We start from the raw sequence: 25,426 nt of genomic DNA, 5'->3' as shown, positions 1-25,426 counted from the left end.
ACCGCCACTAGATGAGCAAGTGGTTACGGCTATCGGCCGGTTAGACGACGACTAGCGGTCGCCTACCGGTCAGCGCGCTCCTCCAAGTCGCCCTCTGTATCCAGGTAGGTCTGGCGCAGCAGATCCATGCGTTCCTGGTCGGGGTTTTCCCACATACCGCGCTCGGCGGCCTCCATCAGGCGCTCGGAAATATCGTGCAGAGCCCACGGATTCGACTGTTCAAAGAACTCGCGGTTTTCCGGGTTCGCAACGTACTCGTCGGTAAGCGTTTCGTACATCCAGTCATCCATGACCTTCGCCGTCGCGTCGTAACCGAAGAGGTAGTCGACGGTTGCGGCCATTTCGAAGGCGCCCTTGTAGCCGTGGTTACGCATTGCCTGCATCCAGCGTGGGTTGACCACGCGGGCACGGAAGACACGTCGCGTCTCCTCGTGCAGGGTGCGGGTACGCACGGCGTCCGGGCGCGTGGAATCTCCCACATACGCTTCTGGAGCGGAACCCGTCAGTGCACGGACCGTGGCGATCATGCCGCCGTGGAACTGGAAGTAGTCATCGGAGTCGGCGATATCGTGCTCGCGGGTATCGGCATTCTTCGCGGCAACCTGAATACGGCGGTAGGCCGTCTTCATGTCGTCAGCGGCCTCTTCCCCGTCGACGCCGCGGCCATAGGCGTAGCCGCCCCAGGTTGTGTAGACCTTCGCCAGGTCCGCGTCATCGCGCCAGGAACCGGAATCGATAAGTTGCAGCAGGCCAGCTCCATAGGTGCCCGGCTTGGAACCGAAGATACGGCGCGGGCGCTCCTGCTGGTCGGCCTTCGCATGGGCGCGCACGTAGTTGTCCTCATCGGATTCATCAAGCTTGACGACGAGCTGAAACGCGTCATCCAAAAGGTCGATAACATGCGGAAACGCATCACGGAAGAAGCCGGAAATACGGACGGTCACGTCAATGCGCGGTCGGCCCAGCTCCTCCAGCGGAATCGGCTCAAGGCCGACAATACGGCGAGATGCGTCATCCCACACCGGATGCACACCAATCAACGCGAGCACCTCGGCGATGTCATCGCCCGAGGTACGCATGGCGGAAGTGCCCCATACCGACAAGCCAACCGACTTCGGGTACTCGCCGTGGTCGGCGCGGTAGCGTTCAATCAGGCCATCGGCGAGGTTGACGCCGGTTTCCCAAGCCAGGCGCGACGGCACCGCCTTGGGGTCGACCGAGTAGAAGTTGCGGGCAGTTGGCAGCACGTTGACCAGGCCGCGCAGTGGTGAACCGGAGGGGCCAGCCGGAACGAATTCGCCATCGAGAGCGGAAAGAATGCGCGGGATCTCCTCGCTGGTAGCAGCCAGGCGCGGGAGAATTTCGTCGCGGGTGAACTGCAGCAGCTCGACAACCTGATCGAGGCCGTTTGGTGCCGCGATATCGGCGAATTCCTCGGAGCCGAGCACATCAGCCGCGATCTGTGTCACTGGTTGGTCGGGATTCTTCACCACGGCGGTTACCAGTGCCGTAGCCAGTGCATCGATAGAGTCCACAGCGTGGCGTTCATCGGTGCCGTCCTCGGCCAGGCCGAGAGCTTCGCGCAGGCCCGGCAGGGTCTGCTTGCCGCCCCACAGCTGGCGGGCGCGCAACATGGTGGTCACAGTGCCGATTAGAGATTCGTCTTCCGGTGCCTGGCTGAGCACGTGGAGGCCACCGCGGATGGCGACGTCCTTAATCTCGCAGAGCCAGCCGTCGACATGCATGAGCATGTCATCGAAGACCTCCTCGTCCGGGCGCTCGTCCCAGCCGAGGTCGCGGTCCATCTTCGCGGCGGTCAGCAGCGTCCAAATCTCCTGGCGGATGGCCGGCAGCTTGGCCGGATCCATGGCGGAGATGTTCTGGTGCTCGTCGAGAAGCTGTTCCAGACGGGTGATGTCACCGTAGGATTCGGCGCGGGCCATTGGCGGAATGAGGTGGTCGACAAGCGTGGCGTGAGCACGGCGCTTGGCCTGTGTGCCTTCGCCCGGGTCGTTGACCAGGAAGGGGTAGATCATTGGCAGCTCGCCGATGGCAGCATCCGGGCCGCAGGAAGCGGAAAGGCCGACGGTCTTGCCCGGCAGCCACTCCAGGTTGCCGTGCTTGCCCATGTGAACCACGGCATCGGCGCCGAAACCGCCCTCCGCCTGCGGCAGCGACAGGAAGCGGTAGCAGGCCAGGTAATGGTGCGTCGGCGGCAGATCCGGGTCGTGGTAGATACCCACCGGGTTGTCACCGAAACCGCGCGGTGGCTGCACCATGACCACGACATTGCCGAAGGTCAGGCCCGCAATGTAGATGTCCTGGGTATCCGGGTGGACGTACAGGGTGCCCGGCGCGGCACCCCACTTGTCCTGCATGTCGGAGCGAAGTTCTTCCGGCAAGGTAGCGAAGAACTTCTCGTAGGTGGCAGCGGGCAGGCGAAGCTCGGCTGCCTCCATAACCTCTTCGGTCAGCCAGTCCGGGTCCTGGCCGCCGGCCTCGATGATGGCGTGCATGAACGCATCTGGTTCATCGGCACCATCCTCGGCGGTGGCATATCCGGGGATTTTGGTGGTGTCGCCGAGGTTGTATCCGGCGTCGGCAAGCGCGTGCAGCACCTTCAACGTGGATGCTGGTGTGTCCAGACCGACAGCGTTGCCGATGCGGGCGTGCTTGGTCGGGTACGCAGAGAGCATGACGGCGACGCGCTTGTCAGCGTTGTTGATGTGGCGGAGCGCGGCGTAACGGGTGGCGATGCCGGCCAGGCGGTCGCAACGCTCGAGATCCGGGACGTAGGAAATGAGCTCGTCGGAGTCGATTTCCTTAAACGAGAACGCGACCGAGATGATGCGGCCGTCGAATTCGGGGACGGCGACCTGTGTTGCGACGTCCAGCGGCGACAGACCTTCGTCGTTGTCCTCCCATGCCGCCTTGGACGAAGTCAGGGCCAAACCCTGGATGATGGGAATGTTCAGGTCTGCGAGTGCGGCGACATCCCAGCCGTCATCGTCCTGGCCGGCCTGCGCGAGTGCCGGGCGGTTGCCGCCAGCGGCGAGCACCGTGGTGATGAGCGCGTCGCAGGAAGCTAGCTCTGCCAGCAGTTCATCGCTGGCGGTGCGCAGGGACGCGGCGAAGATAGGCTTGGCGACGTAGCCGCGAGCCTCGACCGCGTCAGCAAGCGCCTCAATGTAGTGCGTATTTCCCGCCAGGTGCTGGGCGCGGTAGTAAATAATGCCGACGGTGCCGCGGGAATCTTCCGTGGCCACCTTGGAGTCGCGCTCCAGGAAACCCCAGGCCGGCATGCGAGTGGGCTCTTCAAAGCCAAGACCGGTCAGAAGCAGTGTGTCCGACAGGAAATTGTGCAGCTGTGCGAGGTTCTTTGCGCCGCCTTCTGCCAGGTAAATGTGCGTTTGCGTGGCGACGTTTGCGGGAACTGTCGAATACTCGGTGAGTTCGGCATCGGGTGCCTGCTCACCGGAGACGAGGACGGTGGGAATACCGGAGTTCACAAAGTAGTCGATGCCGGATTCCCAGGCGCGGCGGCCACCGAGAAGTCGGATGATGACGACATCGGCGCCGTCGGCAAGCGTGGGCAAATCATCGTCGAGCAGACGCGCCGGGTTTGCCCAACGGTAGGACACCTCCGGGTTGGCCTGAGCGGCCGCGCGGGCGGACAGAAGGTCGGTATCCGAGGTCGACAGCAGCAGAATCACGGTGTAGTCATTCACTTCCTGGGGAGCAACGCGTCCCCGGTCGGCGGGAGTCTGCCTTCTAACCGATGACGAGGTCTGACTGTGACAGTGGCGCGACCGTGCGGATTTTCACCGAGCTTCTCGTCAGCGGCATGGCAGTGGATTTCTCCATCACTCTACTGCAGGGGCTATTGCTAGAGTTCCAGCGACTGCTCCGCCGGCTGATCTGGGAAGTGGGACCAGAGGAAGTCGGTGGCATTAGTCAGTTCCGCGAGCATCGGAACGATATGGTTAATGCCCGTCTTCGGTAGCACCGGTGAAGTCGTGTTTTCGACGTACTCCAGGTCGGTGAAGCCGAGATTCAGCCAGGAATCGCGCAGCTTGCGAACCTGGTTGATGGGGATGATGTCATCATGCTCACCCGAGTAGAGGTACACCGGCGCATTTGGGACGAAGTTGCCGACGCGCTGGCGTGCGAGTTCCTTCTGTACCGGCTCGTAGCGCTTAATCATCTCGCTGAGTGACTCACCGCTAGTCGTGTACTGGTCAGTGGTTTCAAACGAGTGATGGAAACCCAAGCCACCCGCGCAGTAGTTGCCCACGTTGTCCAGCAGTTCTTTGCCTTCGGGGCTGATTTCTTCCTTGAGGACTCGGCGCAGCTCCGGATCCTTATCCAGGACAGAATTGATTGCCAGTGCAATCGCGGCGGTCAGCGTAGTGCCATCAATCTGGTCGAGGACGTTTGCGAGATCGGACGGCGGGCCGCCGGCGGCAGATGCGGCGACGTTGAGCTCTGGAGCGTAGACACCTGCACGCTCAGCGGCTGCAGCGGCTGCGGAGCCACCCTGGGAGTAGCCATAAATTCCCACGGGCGCATTTTTGTCCACGCCGAGCTCGTGTGAGGCAGACACGGCATCAAACAGTGACTGTGCCGAGGCGATGTTGTCGACGTAGTCCTGGTTACCCTGGGAATTGCGGTGGTGGTCGATCATCACCACAGTCGCGCCTCGCTTCAAGTTCGCGACCATCGGGATCGTCTCGTATGGAGCAATAATGTCCAACGGACCGAACTCAATCTTTAGGCCGGTCTGCGAGGATACCGAGGGGTCGCACTTTTCCGCGCCACCCTGCGTGCCCGGCGCGATTGCGACGACCGGACGCGGACCGCTGCCCTTCCACTCCGTCTTCGGCGTCACCACAAGGGCTGTGTCCACACTGGGATTTCCGAGGGAATCCGTGGAGTTGTAGTGAATACGCTTGGCATCCACATTCCACAGCTTGTCGTTCACCATCATCTCGGCATCCTCACTGCTGACCAGCATGCCGGCATTTGCCGTGCGCGACGGGGTCAGCGGCAGAGAATTCAGCGGAGAGGCTGCGGCCACGCGAGCCTGTTCCGGGGTCAGCTGCCTGCCTGCGCCCTCGCTACCAGACTCCTCATCGTCTTTCTCGATGCCGAGTAGCCTCTCCATATTCGGGTTCGGTACATGGCCGAAACCAGGCAGTTCGCGGTTTGCGCTTGACGACGACACCTTATCCGCCAGCCCACTATCCGATAGGCCCGGGATGTTTAGTGGCTGTGCGTTTGCAGGTGTAGCCAGGCCGATGGTCATAAGACCTGCTAGCGCTACCCCGATTCCCGTTCGGATTGTGCGACGGTTTCGTCGTGAAGCAGAGCGTGTCTGTGTCGAGGCACGGCCGGTGCCGACGGTGTCGTGTGCCTCGTGCGTGAGTGCTTCAGCGTCGTGATGTGGCATGAAATCTCCTGAATAACCCCAGATTGAAAACCCAATGAAAACTTCCCTTAATTCAGAGGAAGTTAGGTTATGAAAACAATAAGGTTTTAAAAAGGTAGATCGGTGGATTTTCAGTGAAGAATTTGTATGTTTTTGCGGAGGGGTATGAAAACTCCACTTCAGGATGGTTTCGTTGGGCTGGAAAGGGGCTGGATAATGTGCCCCTGTTTTCGGGGGCTCAGCTCTGTGTGTGTTTGCGTATTCTTGAGAGTATGACTGCATCTGATCAAGGAACCCGCACTCGTCAGGACGGTTGCCCCGGCAGCCGCAAGGTTCATATCGCAGCTGATGGCGCAATTGGTCGTCTGCGCTTCCCCGGAGGCTTTCTCCCCGCGCCGGGCTTCGCCGTACTCGCCGATTTGGCCGAGAATTTCGGCGACGGTGATATTCACTTCACCTCCCGCGGCAATGTTCAGATCCGTGGCATCACCAACACCGGCGCATTCGCCGATGCCGCGGAAGAAGAGAAGCTGGTTCCCTCCACCAGCCACGACCGCGTACGCAACGTTCTTCAGTCGCCGCTGTCCGGTCGCGTCGGCGGTAAAGCTGATGTGCGCGACCTGGTTCAAGAGTTCGACAAGGCCCTCATCGCGGAGCCGTCGCTGGCAACACTGCCAGGTCGCACACTCATGGCTTTCGACGACGGCCGCGGTGACGTGCTCGGTGAGCGCCCCGACTTCGGCGTTGTCGCCCACGATGAGGGCACGTTCGAACTCATCATTGGCGGCGCGACCTCGGGGCTTGTCGTCTCGCGTGACGACGTCGTGGAGGCTCTCATCACCACAGCGAAGGTGTGGAATGACAGCCGTGGTTCAGCCTGGCGCATCGCGGAAGCCAATGCGGCCGAGCGCATTGCCGATGCTGTAATCGAGGAATTGGGCGCCCGAGTCCGTCGCCAGGAGCCGACCCCGGCTGAGAGCTTTGATGCCACCGCCGGGCTGTCCCGCCAGATCGGTTGGATTGACCAGCCGGATGGCCTGGTTAGCCTGGCCGCTGGCCTGCGCTTTGGCGTCCTCCCGGCGCGTCTGGCCCGTGCGATTTCGCATACGCAAGTTCCTGTGCACGTCACTCCGTGGTACTCGCTGATTCTGCACGATTTGGAAGAGGAAGTTGCCGAACAGGTCGTCAAGGTATTGGCGCCCAATGGCCTGGTCTTCGACCGGAAGTCCACCTGGCTGCGCGTCAGCGCCTGCACCGGACGCCCCGGCTGCAAAAAGTCTCTGGCTGACACCCGCGGCGATGCTTCTCACGCAATTGCTGATGGCCGACTGCCCGAGGGGCGCGTGCACTTCTCCGGTTGTGAGCGTCGCTGCGGCAAGCCCAAGGGCGGTTACTTCGACTATCTCGCCACCGGGGACGGAGAATACGAAGTCACTGCTGTGGACTAGGCTTTAAGCCTATGAAGCGCTTTGAGTACAACACCGACGGTGCGGATATTTACCGTAACTCGTTTGCCATCATTCGCGAAGAAAGCGATCTTTCCCGCTTCGATGCCGATGAGGAAACCGTCGCTGTCAGAATGATTCACGCAGCAGGTCAGACCGACCTGACCAAGGACATCGTCTTTTCCACGGGAGCTGTGCGCGCAGCTCGCCAGGCTCTCGAGGAAGGCGCTCCTATCTTCACCGATGTCAACATGATCGCCTCGGGTATTACCCGCAAGCGCTTACCTGCTGACAACGAGGTCATCTGCCTGCTGCGTGATGAGCGCGTCCCCAAGCTGGCTCAAGAACTCGGCACCACGCGCACTGCTGCCGCCGTGGAGCTGTGGAAGCCACGCCTAGAGGGCGCGGTTGTCGCCATCGGCAACGCTCCCACCGCCCTCTTCCACCTGCTCAACCGCATTAATGAGGGCTCCTTCCCCATGCCCGCTGCCATTTTGGCCATGCCAGTGGGCTTCGTCGGTGCCGCGGAATCAAAGCAGGTCACTATCGACTCCGGTGCCGAAAACCCAGAGCTGAAGTACATCACCGTCACCGGCCGTCGCGGTGGCTCGGCTATCACCTGTGCTGCCCTCAATGCCATTGCCACCGCAAAGGAGATCATCTAAACCATGTCCGGCTCCTACAGTGCTCAGCCTGGTCATCTCTACGGCGTCGGACTCGGTCCCGGCGACGCAGGTCTCATTACACTCCGCGGTGCCGACATCATCCGCACAGCCGATGTCATCGCCTACCATGCCGGCACTCACGGACGTTCCACGGCGCGCTCAATCGCCGCCGAACTGATTGACGCGCGTGACGACGCTGCCGTGGAAGAACAATTGCAATACCCGGTGACCACCGGGCGCCCAGCCGACTATCGCGAGCAGCTCGCCGGTTTCTATGCAGAGGCCACTGCTCGCCTGCACAAGCACTTGGCCGAGGGACGAAGTGTTGCAGTGCTTTCGCTCGGTGACCCGATGCTCTATAGCTCGTACCAGCATCTGCACCACGCTCTCAGCGAGGGCTTCCCCACTGAGATTGTCCCCGGAGTGGCCAGCATTACTGCGGCGGCAGCAGAGATTGGTCAGCCGCTCGGCGAGGCTACCGAAATCGTCAGCGTTGTCCCAGCCACCGCCGATTCCGAGCGCATCGCTGCGGTTCTTGACGCCTCAGACTGTGTAGTCATTATGAAGCTGGGGAAAAACGTTGAGAAGGTGCGCACAGCGTTGCAGTCCGCAGGCATGCTCGAGCGCGCCTACGTTGTCGAGCGAGCAACGATGAATGAGCACACCAGCTACCCGCTGGTCGATGCAGACCCGGAGAAAGTTCCGTACTTTGCAGTAGCCGTCGTGCCTTCCGCTGTCTACGGCACTGAACGGAGCGTATCTGGAGCATCAGAGCCAGCTAATGATGTGGCGACCGGTGTAGCCACCGATACGGCGACTGAGTCGGCTACCCCAGCGGTCGGTGAAGTTATCGTTGTCGGCCTGGGCCCGGGTGCGGAGCGCTGGACCACCCCAGAAGTCACTGAGGAACTGGCCCGGGCCACGGATCTGGTTGGCTACTCCACCTACATCAACCGGGTTCCTGAGCGCGCCGGGCAACGCCGCCACCTCTCCGACAACCGCGTAGAGGCAGAGAGAGCCACTATGGCGCTGGATATAGCCAAGCGTGGAGGTCGAGTTGCGGTGGTCAGTTCCGGTGACCCGGGGGTCTTCGCCATGGCGGCCGCAGTGCTGGAAGTCGCTGACGACGATATGTGGCGAAACATTCCAGTTCGAGTCGTGCCGGGCATGACTGCTGCTCAGGCTGTCGCAAGTCGAGTGGGTGCTCCCCTTGGCCATGACTTTGCGATGCTCAGTCTCTCCGACAGGTTGAAGCCCTGGGAGGTCGTCGTTAAGCGAGTGCGTGCTGTAGCCGGTGCGGACATGGCGTTTGCTGTCTACAACCCGGCCTCCAAGTCGCGGAGATGGCAGATTCGAGAGCTGCGTGCCTTGGCTTTGGAATACCGCGAGCCGACAACGCCTGTGATTGTGGCGCGGGCAGTCGGCTCGGAGCAGGAACACGTCACCGTGACCACGCTGGCGGAGTTCGACCCGGATGTCGTCGATATGCGGACCATGGTGATTATTGGTTCGTCGTCGACAAAGGCGTATCGTGCCGGCAAGACCACTCGGGTCTACACCGCACGCCACTACGGTGAGGGCGGCACCAGCGGAACTGGCGAGTTGCTGCGTTAGCCGCTATGCCCGGCGGATGACGGCGTTGTACGCCTCATCCACCGTTGTGGCGACGGTGGCGATATCCGCGCCGGGCAGCTGCGGGCGCTGCACGATAACGACCGGCTTCTTCAGGTCGCGGGCTGCCTCAATCTTGGCGTAAGTAGCAGCACCACCGGAGTTTTTGGTTACCACGCAGTCCACGGCGTAATCCCGCATGAGCTTGCGCTCCGCTGCGACATCGTAAGGCCCACGGCTGAGAATAATCTTCCGATTCTTCGGCAGCGGCGGCGCGGGCTGTTCCACACAGCGAATGAGGTAACGGCCGTTGGAATCACCGGCAAATGGAGCAAGCTGCTGACGGCCAATAGTGAGAAACGGGCTGTAGAAACGGTCGGCAACAACGTCCGCGGCCTCCTGCATGGAGGACACCTCAATCCAGTTGTCGCCAGGCTGCTTCTCCCACGCAGGGCGATGCAGCGCAACAAGCGGAATACCGGTGGCTCGGGCAGCTTCAGCAGCAGATTCGCTGATCTGTTCTGCATACGGATGCGTGGCATCGATGATGACTTCAGTGGCATCGGAGATGAGCCACCGAGTCAGTCCTGCGGGACCGCCAAAACCGCCAATGCGGACATTGCCGACGGGCAGCTTCGGGTTAGAAACGCGACCGGCCAGTGAAGAGGTGACAAACCAGCCCTCGCCCACTAAGCGCTTGGCCAGGGCGCGGGCTTCAGCAGTTCCACCCAGAATTAGTGCACGCATGGAATGGTCCGTCCGTGTTCATCGCGTGGACGATCATCGCTGTAGAGGTAGCTATCCGGGAACGCCTCGGCGGTGAGCACCTTGCCGACAATGATGACAGCCGTACGAGTCACACCTGCATCCTTGACCTGCTGCGCGATATCAGACAGCGTGCCGCGGAGAATAACCTGTTCCGGACGGGATGCGAAAGCCACGACTGCCACCGGACCGTGCTCACCATAATGCGGGGTGAGCTCCTCGACCACACGATCGATGTCGTGGGCGGCCAAGTGAATGCACAGAGTTGCGCCCGTGCGGCCGAAGTTCTCCAGGGTCTCGCCCTCCGGCATCTTGGAAGCGCGCCCGGAGATACGAGTCAGCACCACCGACTGGCCAACAGTTGGCACCGTGAGCTCGTGGCCCAGAGCGGCCGCCGCCGCGGAAAATGCCGGCACACCCGGAACGATTTCGTAGTCAATGCCGAGCTCGCTGAGACGACGGACCTGTTCTGCCAGCGCCGACCACACCGACGGGTCGCCGGACTGCAGGCGTGCGACATCCTTGCCCGCCGCATGCGCTGCCTGAATGGTTTCGATGATGGTATCCAGCGGCATTCGCGCGGTGTTGATGATCTCTGCGCCTTCGGGGCAGTGTTCCAGCACCTCAGGCGGGACAATCGATCCCGCGTAAAGGCACACTGGGCAGGAACGAATAAGCCGGTCCGCGCGCAGCGTCAGCAAATCCGCTGCCCCCGGGCCTGCACCGATGAAATACACAGTCATTGTGAGTTACAGAGTCCTCAATATTTTCTAGACAGAGAAATTACGTCTATGGTAGCGCAGGCTCTACTGGCTTCTCCGCCACCCACTGCACCACCGGCAACGTAGGGCGCCACGCAGTGAAACTGCCGACTGCACCTGCGCGCTCCACGGAAAGCCGGGTGACATCCCCGCCATAGTCGCGACGCGCCTGCCACAGCAGAGCCTCCGACTCCAGCGTCACGGTGTTTGCGACGATGGTGCCTCCCGGGGCAAGGCGTTGCCAACAGGTTTCAATCATTCCGTCAGCAGTGAGACCTCCGCCGATGAAAATGGCATCTGGGCGAAGATTCGAGTCCGCCAACACCGCTGGTGCCGCTCCGCGGTGGACGGTCACATTGCCAGACAGAGCCGCCACATTCTTAGCAATTCGCTCTGCACGAACAGCATCGCGCTCGAAAATTTCCGCACGTCCGCCGTGCCGAGCCCACTCAATGCCAATCGACCCCGTGCCACCGCCGACATCCCACAGCAGCGCTCCCGGCCGCGGATCCAACGCAGCGACCGTCATTTGGCGAATCGGCGCCTTCGTCAGCTGGCCATCTGAATCAAAGTCACCGTCGCGCAGCCAGCCGCGCGCGCTTCCCGACGGCTCCACCGCCAGCACCGTGAGGTTGCCAGCTGGAACTGGTGGGTTCGCCACCGTGCCTGCGGCAACGGACTCCGGCAGCCCTGTAGCTTCCGTGCCGCCGAGATTGGTCAGCGCGGTGAGCTTGGTGTCTGGGCGGTCGGCTAAAACCGTAGCGACCTCTTTCACTGAGTCCGCGTTTCGGCACAGCACCAGGAAGGGCCGTAGTGAATCCGCTACCGGTACGACACGCGCGGCACCAGGTAGCCCCGGCTCGCCTGTCACCAGCGAAATCACCGGAGTGTCATGCAAGGGCCAGCCGAGGTAAGCGCAGGCCAATGAGGCTGACGATGGCGCTGGAATAACCTCCACGGCGCCACGGCCGAGCTCCCGGACCAGGGACACGCCGACACCGTGGAACATGGGATCGCCACTGGCGAGGATGACATCGACTGCGGGGTCAATATCTGCCAGGGTGGCCCGCCAATCCTTCCAGAAGCCACCTGGCCAAGGTGAGAGGTCGGCGTCCAGGTTGACGTCGGCAAGCAAATGGAGCTGACGGGGAGAGCCAATGATGCGGCGAGCCGACGACAACGCCTCGACAGCGCGGGCGGATAGGCCAGGGTACCCGTCGCAGCCGATGCCGACGACGCGAAGCTTTGGGCTCATCGGGGCATCTTCCGCCAAATCCAGCGCGGAGTCAGATGTGTGGCGCGTGCGAGCAATGCCAATTTACGCGGCACCCAGACGTGGGGCTTCCGACCGTCGAAAGCAGTGACGGCGGCCTCCGCGACCTCGGCGGGGCGCGAGGACATCGGCGCTGGCTTCATGCCTTCGGTCATGCGGCCGATGACGAAGCCCGGCCGGACAATCGTCAGCTGAATATGGCTCCCGTGCAGGCGGTCCTGCATGCCCTGGAGGAAACCATCGAGACCGGCCTTCGCCGAACCGTAGACGTAGTTGGCGCGGCGCACGCGGGCACCTGCGATAGAGGAAAAGGCCATGATGCGGCCCGCGACCTTATCGCGCACAGGCAGCGTGCCGGAGGCGATGTCGGACTCCATGCGCGCGACAAGCTCAGTGAGAATCGATGCCTGTGCTGTGAAGTCGGTATGAATGACTGCCGCAGCAGCCTCGCCGGACTCCTCACACTTCCGCTGATCACCGAGGATACCGAACGCGACAATCACCGTGTCGATGGGACCGTGCTGCCAGGCGTGCTCGACGAACTGGCGGTGTGCCGCGATGTCATCGGCATCAAAGTGGATGCGGTGCACCGCGACGGCACCGGAGTCGATGAGCCGACCGGCAATGCCGTCGAGCGCCTCAGTGCGGCGCGCAGCGAGCGTGAAGGTGTTGTGGTTGGCCAGTCGCGCGGCAACTTCCCCGCCAATCTCGCTGGTGGCACCAAGAACGAGTACGTGTCCCATGCGCTAGAAAATACCTTTCCTCTAAACCTCGATTAGACGGTAATTAAATCGTGCGGACCATTATTGACCGATTCTCCGCCGTCTTCGGTGACAACGATGATGTCTTCCAGCCGCATACCGAACTCACCCGGCAGGTACACACCCGGCTCCACCGAAAACGCCATGCCAGGCTCGAGCTTGAGCTCATTGCCAGCCATAATGAACGGCTCTTCATGCGTGGACAGGCCAATGCCATGACCAGTGCGGTGGATGAAGTACTCGCCGTAGCCCGCAGCGGTGAGGCTATTGCGCGCAATCGCATCGATCTCTGCAGCCGTTATACCGGGGCGCACCGCCGCCACGGCAGCTTCCTGCGCCTTGCGCAGAGCCGTCCACGCTGCAGCTTCCTTCTCCCCCGGCTTGCCGACGACATAGGTGCGCGTGCAATCGGAGTGGTAGCCAAGCGGCAAGGTGCCTCCGATATCGACGACCACCACGTCGCCTTCCTCGATGACGCGGTCGGAGAAATCGTGGTGCGGATTCGCGCCATTTTCAGCGGAGCCGACAATGACGAAGTCAATGGCGACGTGCCCCTCCTCCAGGATGGCAGCCGAGATCTCGTCGGCGACCTCGCGCTCAGTGCGACCTGCGCGCAGCATGCCCGGCACACGAGCGTGAACGCGGTCAATAGCGGCGCCGGCCTCGCGCAGCTGTTCAATCTCAGCGGCGTCCTTGCGCATGAACAGTTCCTTCAGAAGGTCTCCGGCCAACACAGTTTTAGCTCTGGTGAGATCCTGAATGGGAATCAAGTGGTCAGCGGTCAAAGAGGCTCCCACTGCGAGGGTGCCCACGTGGCCCACCAAGTCGGCGACAATGCGGTGCGGATTCTCTCCGTCTTCCCACAACACCACATCGGCGTTGAGATCACCGATAGCGCACAGCGGCAGATCCCCGCGCTCCACGGCGGGCAGTACCAACGTGGTGGTGCCGGATGCAGTGACCACCAGCGCGGTCAGGCGTTCATGCGAAGTGACCGCAGAACCAATGAGATACTGCAGGTCAGCGCCGGTTCCAAAGACTGCAGCGTCCGCATCGCGGCTGCGGAGTAGCTCCGCAGTGCGATCCAGACGCTGCTGATAGATGTCAAAGCTAAAGATACCGTTGCTCATAGTTGCCAACTGTACCCGTCGGCCTGTGCCCGTCGCCGGTTGAGTGGCCTCGGGGCGACGAGGCTTCGGCTGACCAACGTAACCGGCAACTAATTGTTCAGCGCCACTACGCCCCTGCGAATTGCCTGAATAGCCTCGGCGGACTTGTCGCGAATGTCCGTGGAGTAGCCCGTCTTCTTGATCTGCTGCAGCAGGTCAATGACCTGACGGCACCAGCGGACAAAGTCACCTGGAGTCAGCTCCGCGCCACTCTCGGCGGCGGCTTGCAGGCAGTACCCCAGCGGTGCACCCGCAGTCCACTGATGAATTGCCGTAGCAAAAGCCATATCCGGCAAGTCCGTTACCGGCAGCCGGTAACGGCGCTCATCCTCCGACAGTTCCTCCCAGATGCGGTAGGTGTTCCCCAGCGCCTTGGCCAGCGGCTCGGTAGGCACCTCGTCACTGCCTTGACTGGCCTTGCGGTTTTCAAAGACCAAGCTCGACACCGCACCGGCCAGTTCCGCGGGGTCCAGGTCATCCCAAATACCGCGGCGCAGACACGTGGCCACCAGCAAATCCGAGCCGTTGTGAATCTGCGCCAGCCGCAGGCCTTCCTCGGTAATTGTCGGCTCCGCGCCCTCCCGCCATTCCACGTAGTCCATTTGTGTTAGCAACTGCAGCATGCGGTCGAATGTGCGCGCCAATGTATCCGAGGCGGAATCGACGCGCTTTTGCAGCTTGGCCACATGCGCCTCGGCCTGCCGCAGCGTATCGGCGTGACGAGCCATCGTCTCCACCGCAGGATCGCCATGTAGCGGATGCTCGCGCAGCTCCTGGCGCAACTTCCTCACCGCCGGCGAGTTGCCACCAGTGCGACGCTTCAGCCTCTTTGGTCCCTTTAGCCCCTTGCGGCCAATCTCTGCGCGCACAATTCCGAGCGCACGTCGCGGATGCCGGTCCGCATCCCGAGGCAGCTTAATCGCGCCGACCGTCTGCGGCGCCGCTGGGAAGATATGCGGCTCCACACGCCCCACGAACCCGCCGACACTGATGACACCGGGACGTGGATTCGACTTCGAATGGTCCTCTCGGTACACCACCGCCAACTGCACCTTCTTACCCTTCGGCAGCGGAATAACCTCGCCTCGACGGAGTCTGCGCAGCGCGGTCACTGTTTCCGTATGGCGGTCTTCAATATTGCGGCGCTTGGCGTTCTTCTCCTCCTGGGTCAGCTTCGCGCGCAGATCCAGGTATTCAAGCATCTGGGTTAGGCGCTCGTCGTCACGCGAACTGCCTTCCTCGCTTGACGACGACCCCTCAGCCTCCGCCCCTTCAGCGTGCGCATCGGCTCCCCTGCCGAGCAATTCCGCACGCAGGGCCGCGGCTTCCTGCTTGGCCTTGGACAGTTCGGCGGCGACTCCGACAATGTCGCCATCCGCCTGGAACTGGGCGAATGAGCGCTCCATGACGCGCTTCGAGCCTTCGTAACCGAGCGTCTGCAGGAGGTTGACGCTCATGTTGTAGCTCGGCGCGAAGGTGGAAATCAGCGGGTATGTGCGCGTAGATGCCAGCCCTGCGACAGCCTTCGGATCCATTGCCGGGGCCCACTGCACCACTGCATTGCCGACAGTGTCGATACCGCGGCGGCCAGCGCGACCGGTCATCTGCGTGTACTGACCCGGCGTGAGATCCACATGTGCTTCGCCGTTGAACTTGACCAGCTTCTCCAGCACGACCGTGCGGGCAGGCATGTTGATGCCCAGCGCAAGCGTCTCGGTGGCGAAGACAACCTTGACCAGGCCTTCGTTAAAGAGCTCTTCCACAATGTGCCGGAACGCAGGCAGCATGCCCGCATGGTGCGCCGCAAAACCACGGATGAGAATGCGGCGCCAGCGCAGGAAACCGAGAACCTGCAGATCTTCCTTCGGAATGTGTGCAACACCGTCATCGATAATCTTGGCGATGCGCTCCTGCTCATCCCGGTCAGTGAGCTCTGCGCGCGTAGCACCGACCTGCGCCAGCGCGCCTTCGCAGCCCGCGCGGGAGAAGATGAAAACGATCGCGGGCAGCATGTTCATGGAGCCGAGCATGCGGATAACATCGCCGCGCTTCGGCGGACGGAACTTGCGCTGCCCCTTATCGCCCCAGCTATACGAGCGCCCACCGCCCTTGTGCTTTTTGTACTGGTAGCGCTCCCTGGCCCCAGCGTCGCCGTAGCCGAACTCGGCACGACGGCACGCCTCCAACAGGTCCTGATTGACCTTGACCGACTTCGCCTCGAAGAGTGGATAGAGCCGGTTTCCCACCAGCATGTGCTGATGCAGCGGAACCGGGCGCAGATCCGTGACAATAACGTCCGTGTGCCCGCGCACCGTGGAAAGCCAGCGACCGAACTCCTCGGAGTTGGACACCGTCGCCGACAAACCGATGACGGCCACGGATTGGTCGAGGTTCAAAATAACCTCTTCCCACACAGCGCCGCGCTCGCGGTCAGCGAGGTAGTGAATCTCATCCATCACCACATGCGTGAGCTTCTTCAGCGTCGGCGAGTTCGCGTAAATCATATTGCGCAGCACCTCGGTGGTCATCACCACGATGTCTGCGTCGCCGTTAATCGAAGTGTCGCCAGTGAGCAGGCCCACGCGGCCTTCGCCGTAGTCCTCGACTAGGTCGTGGTACTTCTGATTGCTCAACGCCTTGATAGGTGTGGTGTAAAAGCACTTGCCGCCACGCTCAAGAGCTGCATAAATAGCGAATTCGCCAACAATAGTCTTGCCCGCGCCGGTGGGTGCACAGACGACAACGCCCCGCCCTGCCTCAATTGATTGGCAGGCGCGGAGCTGAAAGTCGTCAAGGTCGAAATCCTGTTGGCTGACGAAATCGCCGAGAAGAGTCATGCCTCTAGAGTGTCATAAACCGCGCTAGAGAACATCATCAAAGTCGCTCGTCGGACGATTTCGCAAGTCCTGCGTCGGCATCGGAGTCTCCGGAATCATGCCCTGTGGCCGTGGTGGACGCGAATTGCGAGTAGGACGCATCTGGGATGCCCGCGTCGGCGTCGGCGCGTTCACTGGCGTGGGGCCAGAGACCGGAGAGGTCGTCGGGGCCGCTGATGCCGTCGGCATGCCGCCCGGCTGAATCGACGTCGGCGCACTTACTGAAGTCGGGGCGTCAATGCCGCCCACGTCACCGATACCGCCGGCGGAGCCAATCGGGCCGGACGCTGTAATGGGTCCGGAGCCTTGCTCGTCATCGACGTCCAACCAATCAGGTCGCTCATTTGCTTTACGACGGTCATGGAGACGACAAATCTGGATTGCGATTTCCACCAGCAACGTCAGTGCCGTTGCCATTGCGACCATGGATATTGGTTCCTGCCCCGGAGTCATGAAGGCCGCAAAGATGAACAGCGACATAATGATGATGCTGCGCTTGTCCTTGATGCTCTCGTAGGTAACGACACCGGCCATGTTCAACATGACCAGGAAAAGCGGAACCTCAAAGCTCACGCCAAAGCAGACGATGAGCGCCAAGAGGAAACCGAAGTATTGCGAACCGGTGAGTGCAGAAATTTGCGTCTCTTCACCAATCTGGAGCAAGAACTCCAGACCGATGGCGACAACGTAGTAGGCCAGGACGGAACCCATGACAAACAGCAGCGCGGCGGCAGTCACAACTCTGCGCGTGGTGCGGCGTTCCTTCCGAACCAAGCCGGGAGTGATGTAGGCCCAAATCTGGTAGAGCCACCATGGCGACGACATCACCAGACCGGCCAGCGCACCGACCTTCAGACGCAGCATGAACATTTCAAACGGACTGGTCGCCAGCAGACGACACTCCGCGCCCTCACCGCCGCCGAGACGCATCTCGGGTGGAAGCTGACAGTACGGATCCTTGAGCAACTCACCCAGGGACTTAAAGTGCACAGGGCCAACATTGACCGAGGTAAACGGTATGCGGAACTGACCAATGGTAAAGGCGGTCTGATACCAGATAAAGCCCACAACAGTGCCAACGGCAATACCAGCGAGGGCGAGAACGAGGCGACGCCGGAGCTCTTGAATGTGCTCGACAATAGTCATCACGCCCTCGGGATTGCGCCTACGCTGGCGCTTCCGAGGACGTGATGTGGATGTAGCTGAAGTCACGCTTCAACCGGCCTTCTACTACTGCTGCGGCTGGCCAGGGTTGTTCTGGCCAGGCTGCGGCTGGTACGGCTGCTGCGGCTGAGCCTGCGGTGCCGGCTGCTGGTACTGCTGCTGCGGCTGGTACGGCTGCTGTGGCTGGGCTTGCGGAGCCTGCTGAATTGCAGCCTGCTCCTGGTGCTCGTCATCGTTGCGCATTTCCTTGACTTCGGACTTGAAGATACGCATGGAGCGGCCGAGCGAACGTGCGGCATCCGGCAACTTCTTTGCACCAAAGAGCAAGACAAGAACGACCAGGATAATGATGATTTCCCAGGGACCTAGGTTCGGCATCCGCTTAGAGACCTTTCGAATGAATACAAATACAAGTGGCAAGTTGCCACATCGTGCGCGATTAAAGCTTTGATTTAAGCCTTGTCGTTTCGACCATACTCTGCCAAAGCTTCGCGGGCTCGCGCAACAACGGCGTTTTTCAATTTTAAGGGCTCAGCGACCGTTACGCTCGGTGAACGGCGGAGCACAAAGGAGACTGTTGCGGCCAAGTCGGACATCGGCACGTCAGCGACATATTCCGACTGCCCTAAGCCTTGGTCAGAGACCAGTTCGGTATCCTCTTCTTCTCCCTCATCTTCGGTAAAGAAGACCGGTTCATAGTCTGCGATCCAGGTGGCGTCGGCGTCGATAAGCACACTTGCCCATTCGGACGTTCCCGTTTCCGCACCAAAGGCGTGGGGATCACGGATATCGACAGGCTCTGGGCGGTGGAAACCGGCGGGAGTGTCGAGGACCTCGGCGGCCTCCAGGCGGTCGACGCGGAAGCTCTTCTGGCGACGGTCTTCCTGCGCACGGTCCACAGCGCGGAGGTACGTCGTGGATTCAACTGTATAAACGTTGACACAGTCAAGCTCACGGACTGTAATCTGCCCTGAGGCATTCCGGTAGCGCACCTTCAACACCTTGCGCTGATGCAGCGCGGAATAAATCTGCTCAGAAAAGGAAAAGGCCTTGCCATTTTCCGCAGCGGTCGAGTCAATGATGGGGACGTTTATTCCCAGAGCACTGCGTAGTTTTGTCGCGGCCGTCTGCGCGGCCTTGGAGGAAGTGGTGGCTGCGGAGTCCTCGATGGTTTCCAGGATGAGCAGCAAGGTCGCGGTTTCTTCGGCTGTGAGCGCACGTGGCTGGCTGAGCACCGTTGCCTGAGGGCGAATACGGACATCAAAGCTGTTGCGGTAATCAACTTCAAAAGCCCGCACTCCGAGGAGTCCCGGCTGGTCAATATCTGCAATCTGTTCCACGATTGCCCGAATTCGGGCAAAAGGTATGGCCAGTTCGGTAGCGGCCTCTGTCATTGAACGGTGCTGCGAAAAGTACGGTACGACCGCCAACAACTCGTCGACACTGACACCTGCGTCCAGTTCCCGGGCTGCATGCACTGTCATTAGTTGCCCTCCAAAGCGTTCTTCGCACCATTCGAACCGCCATGGCGAGCGAGTACCTGCTCCAACCGAGCAATAATCTCCGACCGTGCCTCTTCAGGTGATTCCACAATCAAATCCGGTGCGTAACTCAAACCTGTGGACACAATCTCACTCACAGGTGCCGCTGGCAGCTCGTAGCGCCCATCCCCCAACGCGGTCGCTTTCATCACCACATCAGCGCAGGTATTCGGAGCGATACGAACAACCGCCTGATAGGTCTTGCCACCGCGGTGCAACATGTTTTCCGCAATCTGTTGCAAGTCACCATCGGGCATTGGCTGGGTCGCCGACGTCCCTGTATCCGACACATCGCGGATACGGCTGAGCCGGAACATACGCGCGGCCTCACGCTGCGGATCAAAGCCCAACACATAAAAGCGCCCGCGCAGGTTAATCAGACCCCACGGCTCCAGCATGCGCAGTTCATCATCCACGCCGTACTGGCGGGAGTACCACATCTCCACTGTCCGGCGCGGCGAGGTCATCGCGGTCAGCAGTGTGCTGAAATCCACTCGACTCATATCCACCGCATCGGCCACCACCACCGACTCATCCGGCTTCGCAATGGCGCTGCGCTGCGCAAACGATGCGAGCTTCCGCCACGCCGCCACAGCCGTCGAGCTCAGCTCCTCCGAACCAAACGCCGCATTCGCCGCCTGGAAAACCACCGAAGCCTCCGCTTCAGTGAACTCGGGGTCGTGCTGGGGCCACCGTAGTCTGTTCAGGCGCAGACGTTTGACCTTATCGCCCGCGCTTGACGACGAAACCTCCACCGGGACCCCGGCTGCCAGGAGTGCCGCGGTGTCCGCACGTAAATAACGAGCCCGGGAATCCTCGGAAACACGGGAGTAACCCTCGACATGTTTGGAGATCCACGACTCGCTGACCCACCCGGTGTCGTCGGCAAGCGCCAACAGCAGCTGAACCTGGCGTTGGTTCTCACTGATTGCAGCGGATCCGGGGCTTTCCGATACCGGTGGGACAGACACGACTGTGGGGCTCCTTTTCCTGGGGCAGTTTCCGGGGGCGGAACTAGTTTTCCGGATCCGTATCCGAGGTCTTCTTCGCGGCCGTCAGAATCTCGATCATCTCATTGACCTCATTGTTTTCCGTGGCAAAGGGGTCGCCGAGCATGGTGGAGATGGGATCGTCACCGGAAATCTTCAGGTGTGTCCAGTCCACGACGGTCTTCAAACTGGAGTCTTCAGCTGCAACGAGGAAATCACCGCGCAGCTTCGCACGAGTAGTTGGCGGTGCGATGCGGACTGCCTCAGCGACCTGCTCATCGGTGATCCACCGCGAGGCAATGCCACGGGCTTCCAGCGCACGGAAGATGCCTCGGCCGGGACGGATGTCGTGGTAGGCCAAGTCGATTTGATGAAGCTTGGGGTCCTCCAGCGTTAGACCGCGATCCAGGTAGCGTTTCATGAGCGAGTACTTAATGGCCCAGTCAATGTCGTGCTCAATGAGAGACCAGTCACCGGTTTCCACGGCATCCAGCGCGCGACCCCACAGCTCGACGATGCGGCCCATTTCCTCGTTGGACGTGCCGGCCCCGGCAATGCCCTTGTCTTCATTGACCATGTTTTCTTCGCGGACCTTCAGCCACTCCGTCGCAGCGTCCAGGAACTCGCGTTGAATCTGCAGTGCGGTGGCAGTTTCGCCACTGCGCAGTGGAATCTCGGCCTTGCCGGTCATATCGCGGCTCACCGCACGGATGGACTTGATTTCGTTGGCGACTTCGAAGTCCGGCAACTTCACGCCGGCTTCAATCATCTCCAGTACCAGCTGAGTGGAGCCAATTTTGAGCGCAGTCGTCGTCTCACTCATGTTGGAGTCGCCCACGATGACGTGCAAGCGGCGGAATCGGTTGGAGTCCGCGTGTGGCTCATCGCGAGTGTTAATAATCGGCCGGGAGCGCGTCGTTGCACTGGAGACGCCCTCCCACACATGATCCGCGCGCTGCGAGAAGCAGTACTGAATCGGATCGTTGTGATACGGCGAGGTTGGGTACGGCAGGAAAATCTTCCCCGCGCCACAGATGAGCTGTCGCGTAACCAAGAAAGGTAGCAGCAGCTTGGACAGGGACTTCAGTCCCAGTTCACGTCCAACCAGGTAGTTTTCGTGACAACCGTAGGAGTTACCGACGGTATCAACGTTGTTCTTCAGCAGGTAGACCTTGCCACCGATGCCCTCGTCGGCAAGCTCTGCTTCAGCCTTTTCAGCGAGTTCATTCAAGATGACCTCGCCCGAGCGGTCGTACGCTACCAGCTGCGAGACCGAATCGCACTCAGCGGTAGCGTACTCCGGGTGGCTTCCGACATCGAGGTACATACGACCAGCATTGGGGGTGAAAATGTTGGTTGCCCCGTACTTAGCGATCACCGGGCGGAACATGTAGCGGGCAATCTCATCCGGTCCCAGACGGCGCGAGCCATCCAGCGTCAGAGTGATGCCGAACTCGGTCTCAATACCGGTGATGCGTCGGGTCAACGCCTGTGCCGGTACCGGTGTCGGCGTTGCTTCCGGCTCCTGCTGCCCTACCTGCTGGTCAGTCACTTTTTACTGGCCACCCTTCTGGACATACGAACGCACGAACTCCTCGGCGTTGTTCTCCAGCAGACCATCAATTTCATCCAGCAGGTCGTCAGCAGCTGCAACGTGCTCCTGAGCCTGACCGCCGCCAGCGACCTCGCCGAACTCTTCCTCGTCGCCTCCGCCGGAACCGCCGCCGAAAACCTGAGTGTTACCAGCCATGATATTGCTCCTTAAAAATGAACTTTTGAGTATTACTGCTCTATTACTGCACTATGTGTGCCTATTGTTCGCGGATAGCCCCGAGAGTACGCAGATGCTCAACCACCTTGGCCACTGTCTCCGCAGACTCCAACACGTCACCGCATTCTGCGGCAGTGAAACGGTCAACTTCATCCAGCGTAATGTAGGCCAGCGTAATTCCAGGCGACTCCACGTCACGAGTGCTCCGATACACCCCCGCGGTGTCCACCACCAAGCTGGTCCAACTGCCCGCGACGACATCCTTGCCAAAGCGGCGCAGAATGCCACCGCGTACATACGCACGCGTAGACTCCGGTGCGTATTCAACCGCTCGGTCGACTTCTTCCTCGGTCACGAGTGTGCGCATCGAACCGCGGCGCACCAGCGCATGGTACAGCCCACGAGCAGGGTCAATATCCGAGTACTGAATATCAATCAACGCCAACTTCGGGTGGTCCCAGCCCGCGCCCAGGCGGGTACGCAGGCCCTCCATGAGGTTGTATTTCGCCACCCAATCCAGCAGATGGGCTGCCTTGCGGGGGTCGTCGGAAAGCACGTCGAGCACTTCACGCCAGAGCTTGACGACGTCGCCCTGCTGGTCGTAGCTCTCCAAGCGACGCAGGTACTCGTACTGCATTTCCACTGCGGACATCCACGTGACATGGTCTGCCAGCTGCAGCTTCTCGGTGCAAGTCAAGTCTCGGGAGACCTTATGGACGGCCTCGACGGGGTTGCGGAGCTGCAGGTCGTCGAAACGCACGCCGTCCTCGATGGCGTCGATGACCAAACCTGTGGTGCCCAGCTTGAGGAAGGTGGCGACCTCGCTCATGTTGGCATCACCGATGATGACGTGCAGGCGGCGGAAGCGATCGGAGTCTGCGTGTGGTTCATCGCGGGTGTTGATGATGCCGCGGTTCAAAGTGGTCTCCAGCGAGACCTCAGTCTCGATGTAGTCCGCGCGCTGCGAAATCTGGAAACCCGACTCCTGCCCCGTCTGCCCCAGACCCACGCGACCAGCGCCCGTGAACACCTGGCGGGTGACGAAAAACGGCGTCAGACCGGCGACGATGTCATCGAACTCGGTTTCTCGGGAGAAAAGGTAGTTCTCGTGGGCACCATACGAGGCGCCCTTGCCATCGACATTGTTGCGGTAGAGCTTCAGCATCGGACCTGGATTGCCCTCAGCATCGGTGGCTTCGGCGGCAAGCTGAGCTGCGCGCAGCATAATCTTGTCACCTGCGCGGTCAGCGATAACCGCCTCGCGGGCGGTTGCCGTCTCCGGTGAGGAGTACTCCGGGTGCGCGTGATCGACGTAGAAACGGGCACCATTTTGCACCAGCAGGTTTGCAGCGCCGACGGCATTCGGGTCAACAATCGGTGGCTGGTGGTAACGGCGCAGGTCGAAACCACGGCTGTCGCGCAGTGGCGACTCTGGTGCGTAATCCCAGCGGATGCGCCCCGACAGGCCCTCCTCCTGCTCATGCGCGAAAGCGAGCACGGCCTGCGTGGAGGTGAGAATTGGGCTGACATCCGGGTTGTCCGGGCTGGAAATGCCGTACTCAATCTCCGTGCCGAAGAAGCGGTTCGACTGTGCAGAACTGGCGGCGGATTTAGCCATGGCGAATCACCTCGACCGAGGCAACGCGCGCCGCTGGACGACCGGAGATGCGAGCCCACTCATCCGGGTTCGAGGTGTTTGGCAGGTCCTCGTTCTGCGCGAACTCCTCCGCCACTGCAGACAGCAGGTGATCCAAGCTAATACCAGCCTCGCCGCCAGCGATAACCGACTTGATGGCGGACTTCTTCGCACGGTCGACGATGTTGGAAATCATCGCGCCGGAGTTGAAATCGCGGTAGTACATAACTTCGCTGGTGCCATCGGCATAGCGAATCCGCACGTACTCGTTTTCTTCCGTCTTGGCGTACATCCGCTCAACAACCTGGTCAATGAGGTGTGCGACATTCTGCTCCACCCCACCGCGCGCTTCCACCTCGGCTGCGCTATACGGCAGCTCTGGAGTCAAGTACTTGCGGAAGATATCCTTCGCCGCAGCCTCATTCGGGCGCTCAATGCGGATTTTCACATCCAAGCGTCCTGGGCGCAGAATTGCCGGGTCAATCATCTCCTCGCGGTTGGTGGCACCAATCACGATGACGTTTTCCAGCCCCTCCACACCGTCAAGTTCACTGAGCAGCTGCGGGACCACTGTGTTTTCCATATCCGAGGAGATGCCCGAACCACGAGTGCGGAAAATCGAGTCCATCTCATCGAAGAAGACAATTACCGGCTTGCCATCCTCGGCAATGTCGCGAGCGCGGTCAAAAATCAGGCGAATCTGACGCTCGGTCTCACCCACGAACTTGTTCAGCAGCTCCGGGCCCTTGACATTCAAGAAGTACGATTGCGCCCGCTGCGCCTCCGCCTCGCTCTTGCCTCGGGATAGCGCAATCTTGCGTGCCAACGAATTAGCCACAGCCTTGGCAATCAGCGTCTTACCATTGCCGGGAGGGCCGTAGAGCAGCACACCCTTCGGCGGACGCAGGTTGTACTGTTCAAACAGTTCTGGCTGCAGGAACGGCATCTCCACGGCATCGTGAATCTGCTCAATCTGACTGTCCAAACCACCGATATCCGTGTAGGTGACATCCGGTACCTCTTCCAGCACCAGGTTTTCCACCTCGGACTTCGGAATGACCTCAAACGCATAGCCCGACTTGCGGTCAATCATCACCGAGTCCCCCGGCTTCGGCGACAAATCCCCCGCCAGAGACACCACGAATTCCTCACCGTGAGTATCCGAGGCCAAAATGCGCTCCCGATCCGGCAGCACCTCACGAACATTGGCGATGTCGCCGCTTTCCGGATAACCGCAGTCCTCCACGATTATCGAGCCCTCATTCAGACGCACCTGCGCACCCGGCCGAAGCGCCCGCTCATTAATCTCCGGCTGCACCCGCAGGCGCATCCGTCGATTTCCGGTAAAAACCTCTGCGGTGCCTTTCTCCGGCCCCGGCTTAAGGAAAATACCGTACGTGCTAGGCGGCTCCAGCATGTCCTCCATGTCTTGGCGCAGTAGCTCTAGCTTGTTACGGGAGTCCCGCAACAGCTCAACCAGGCGATTATTACGAATGCCGAGGTTGTAGTTCTTCTGCTCAAGATCACGGATTTTGTCAGACGGCGTTGTCATGTATCCCAGATTACCCATA

19 protein-coding genes are annotated in these 25,426 nt (G+C 60.8%); 3 read left to right on the top strand and 16 right to left on the bottom strand.

Going from position 1 to position 25,426, the window contains the following annotated elements; translation table 11 throughout:
* Positions 1-62: 62 nt before the first annotated feature.
* A complete protein-coding gene (gene cobN, locus QP982_RS04450) occupies positions 63-3,713 on the bottom strand; it encodes a cobaltochelatase subunit CobN (protein ID WP_070567063.1) in 3,651 nt (1,216 codons plus the stop codon).
* Positions 3,714-3,886: 173 nt separating this feature from the next.
* Positions 3,887-5,449, bottom strand: coding sequence for a lipase family protein (locus tag QP982_RS04445; RefSeq protein WP_049170527.1), 1,563 nt, complete (start codon positions 5,447-5,449; stop codon positions 3,887-3,889).
* 251 nt (positions 5,450-5,700) lie between these two features.
* Here QP982_RS04445 and cobG point away from each other — a divergent pair, with 251 nt between their 5' ends.
* From cobG to cobJ, 3 genes are read left to right on the top strand one after another with little or no spacing between them, the layout of a single operon-like run.
* Complete coding sequence (gene cobG, locus QP982_RS04440; protein WP_284870250.1) at positions 5,701-6,876, top strand: precorrin-3B synthase; 1,176 nt, start codon at positions 5,701-5,703, stop codon at positions 6,874-6,876.
* Positions 6,877-6,887: 11 nt separating this feature from the next.
* Positions 6,888-7,538, top strand: a complete 651-nt coding sequence (locus tag QP982_RS04435) for a precorrin-8X methylmutase (RefSeq protein WP_070549302.1) — start codon at positions 6,888-6,890, stop codon at positions 7,536-7,538.
* Positions 7,539-7,541: 3 nt separating this feature from the next.
* Entirely contained in the window at positions 7,542-9,152 is a 1,611-nt protein-coding gene (gene cobJ, locus QP982_RS04430) for a precorrin-3B C(17)-methyltransferase (protein ID WP_126108034.1), read from the top strand.
* 3 nt (positions 9,153-9,155) lie between these two features.
* Here cobJ and QP982_RS04425 read toward each other — a convergent pair whose 3' ends face one another.
* From QP982_RS04425 to arc, 14 genes are all read right to left on the bottom strand, one after another.
* Complete coding sequence (locus tag QP982_RS04425) at positions 9,156-9,896, bottom strand: cobalt-precorrin-6A reductase (protein WP_016422808.1); 741 nt, start codon at positions 9,894-9,896, stop codon at positions 9,156-9,158.
* On the bottom strand, positions 9,884-10,657 hold the full coding sequence (gene cobM / locus QP982_RS04420) for a precorrin-4 C(11)-methyltransferase (protein WP_016422807.1): 774 nt from the start codon (positions 10,655-10,657) through the stop codon (positions 9,884-9,886). Before cobM ends, QP982_RS04425 begins: the two co-directional genes overlap by 13 nt.
* A gap of 46 nt (positions 10,658-10,703) precedes the next feature.
* Complete coding sequence (locus QP982_RS04415; RefSeq protein ID WP_070549296.1) at positions 10,704-11,930, bottom strand: bifunctional cobalt-precorrin-7 (C(5))-methyltransferase/cobalt-precorrin-6B (C(15))-methyltransferase; 1,227 nt, start codon at positions 11,928-11,930, stop codon at positions 10,704-10,706.
* A complete protein-coding gene (locus QP982_RS04410) occupies positions 11,927-12,691 on the bottom strand; it encodes an SDR family NAD(P)-dependent oxidoreductase (RefSeq protein ID WP_048734074.1) in 765 nt (254 codons plus the stop codon). The genes QP982_RS04415 and QP982_RS04410 overlap by 4 nt, the downstream gene beginning before the upstream one ends.
* 32 nt (positions 12,692-12,723) lie before the next feature.
* Complete coding sequence (locus QP982_RS04405; RefSeq protein WP_070429701.1) at positions 12,724-13,839, bottom strand: M24 family metallopeptidase; 1,116 nt, start codon at positions 13,837-13,839, stop codon at positions 12,724-12,726.
* An 89-nt stretch (positions 13,840-13,928) separates the two neighbouring features.
* Positions 13,929-16,715, bottom strand: a complete 2,787-nt coding sequence (locus tag QP982_RS04400) for a DEAD/DEAH box helicase (protein WP_272715520.1) — start codon at positions 16,713-16,715, stop codon at positions 13,929-13,931.
* Between the two features lie 24 nt (positions 16,716-16,739).
* Positions 16,740-17,966: a twin-arginine translocase subunit TatC gene (gene tatC, locus QP982_RS04395; RefSeq protein ID WP_065421641.1), complete on the bottom strand. Its 1,227-nt coding sequence runs from the start codon at positions 17,964-17,966 to the stop codon at positions 16,740-16,742.
* An 18-nt stretch (positions 17,967-17,984) separates the two neighbouring features.
* A complete protein-coding gene (gene tatA, locus QP982_RS04390; protein WP_048734080.1) occupies positions 17,985-18,296 on the bottom strand; it encodes a Sec-independent protein translocase subunit TatA in 312 nt (103 codons plus the stop codon).
* 74 nt (positions 18,297-18,370) lie between these two features.
* Entirely contained in the window at positions 18,371-19,402 is a 1,032-nt protein-coding gene (locus QP982_RS04385) for a helix-turn-helix transcriptional regulator (protein WP_284870249.1), read from the bottom strand.
* Complete coding sequence (locus tag QP982_RS04380; RefSeq protein WP_284857561.1) at positions 19,402-20,430, bottom strand: helix-turn-helix transcriptional regulator; 1,029 nt, start codon at positions 20,428-20,430, stop codon at positions 19,402-19,404. The genes QP982_RS04385 and QP982_RS04380 overlap by 1 nt, the downstream gene beginning before the upstream one ends.
* 43 nt (positions 20,431-20,473) lie before the next feature.
* Positions 20,474-21,934, bottom strand: coding sequence for a Pup--protein ligase (gene pafA, locus QP982_RS04375; protein WP_048734207.1), 1,461 nt, complete (start codon positions 21,932-21,934; stop codon positions 20,474-20,476).
* Positions 21,935-22,003: 69 nt separating this feature from the next.
* On the bottom strand, positions 22,004-22,198 hold the full coding sequence (locus QP982_RS04370; RefSeq protein ID WP_005510795.1) for a ubiquitin-like protein Pup: 195 nt from the start codon (positions 22,196-22,198) through the stop codon (positions 22,004-22,006).
* Between the two features lie 61 nt (positions 22,199-22,259).
* Entirely contained in the window at positions 22,260-23,837 is a 1,578-nt protein-coding gene (gene dop, locus QP982_RS04365; RefSeq protein ID WP_284870248.1) for a depupylase/deamidase Dop, read from the bottom strand.
* Positions 23,830-25,407: a proteasome ATPase gene (arc, locus tag QP982_RS04360; protein WP_284870247.1), complete on the bottom strand. Its 1,578-nt coding sequence runs from the start codon at positions 25,405-25,407 to the stop codon at positions 23,830-23,832. The genes dop and arc overlap by 8 nt, the downstream gene beginning before the upstream one ends.
* Between the last annotated feature and the right edge of the window lie 19 nt (positions 25,408-25,426).

The sequence above is a fragment of the Corynebacterium sp. MSK019 genome, from assembly GCF_030232425.1.
GTDB classification, from domain to species: domain Bacteria; phylum Actinomycetota; class Actinomycetes; order Mycobacteriales; family Mycobacteriaceae; genus Corynebacterium; species Corynebacterium jeikeium_D.
Note: the sequence above shows the minus strand (reverse complement) of the source record. Positions and strands in the feature narration are given on the sequence as shown.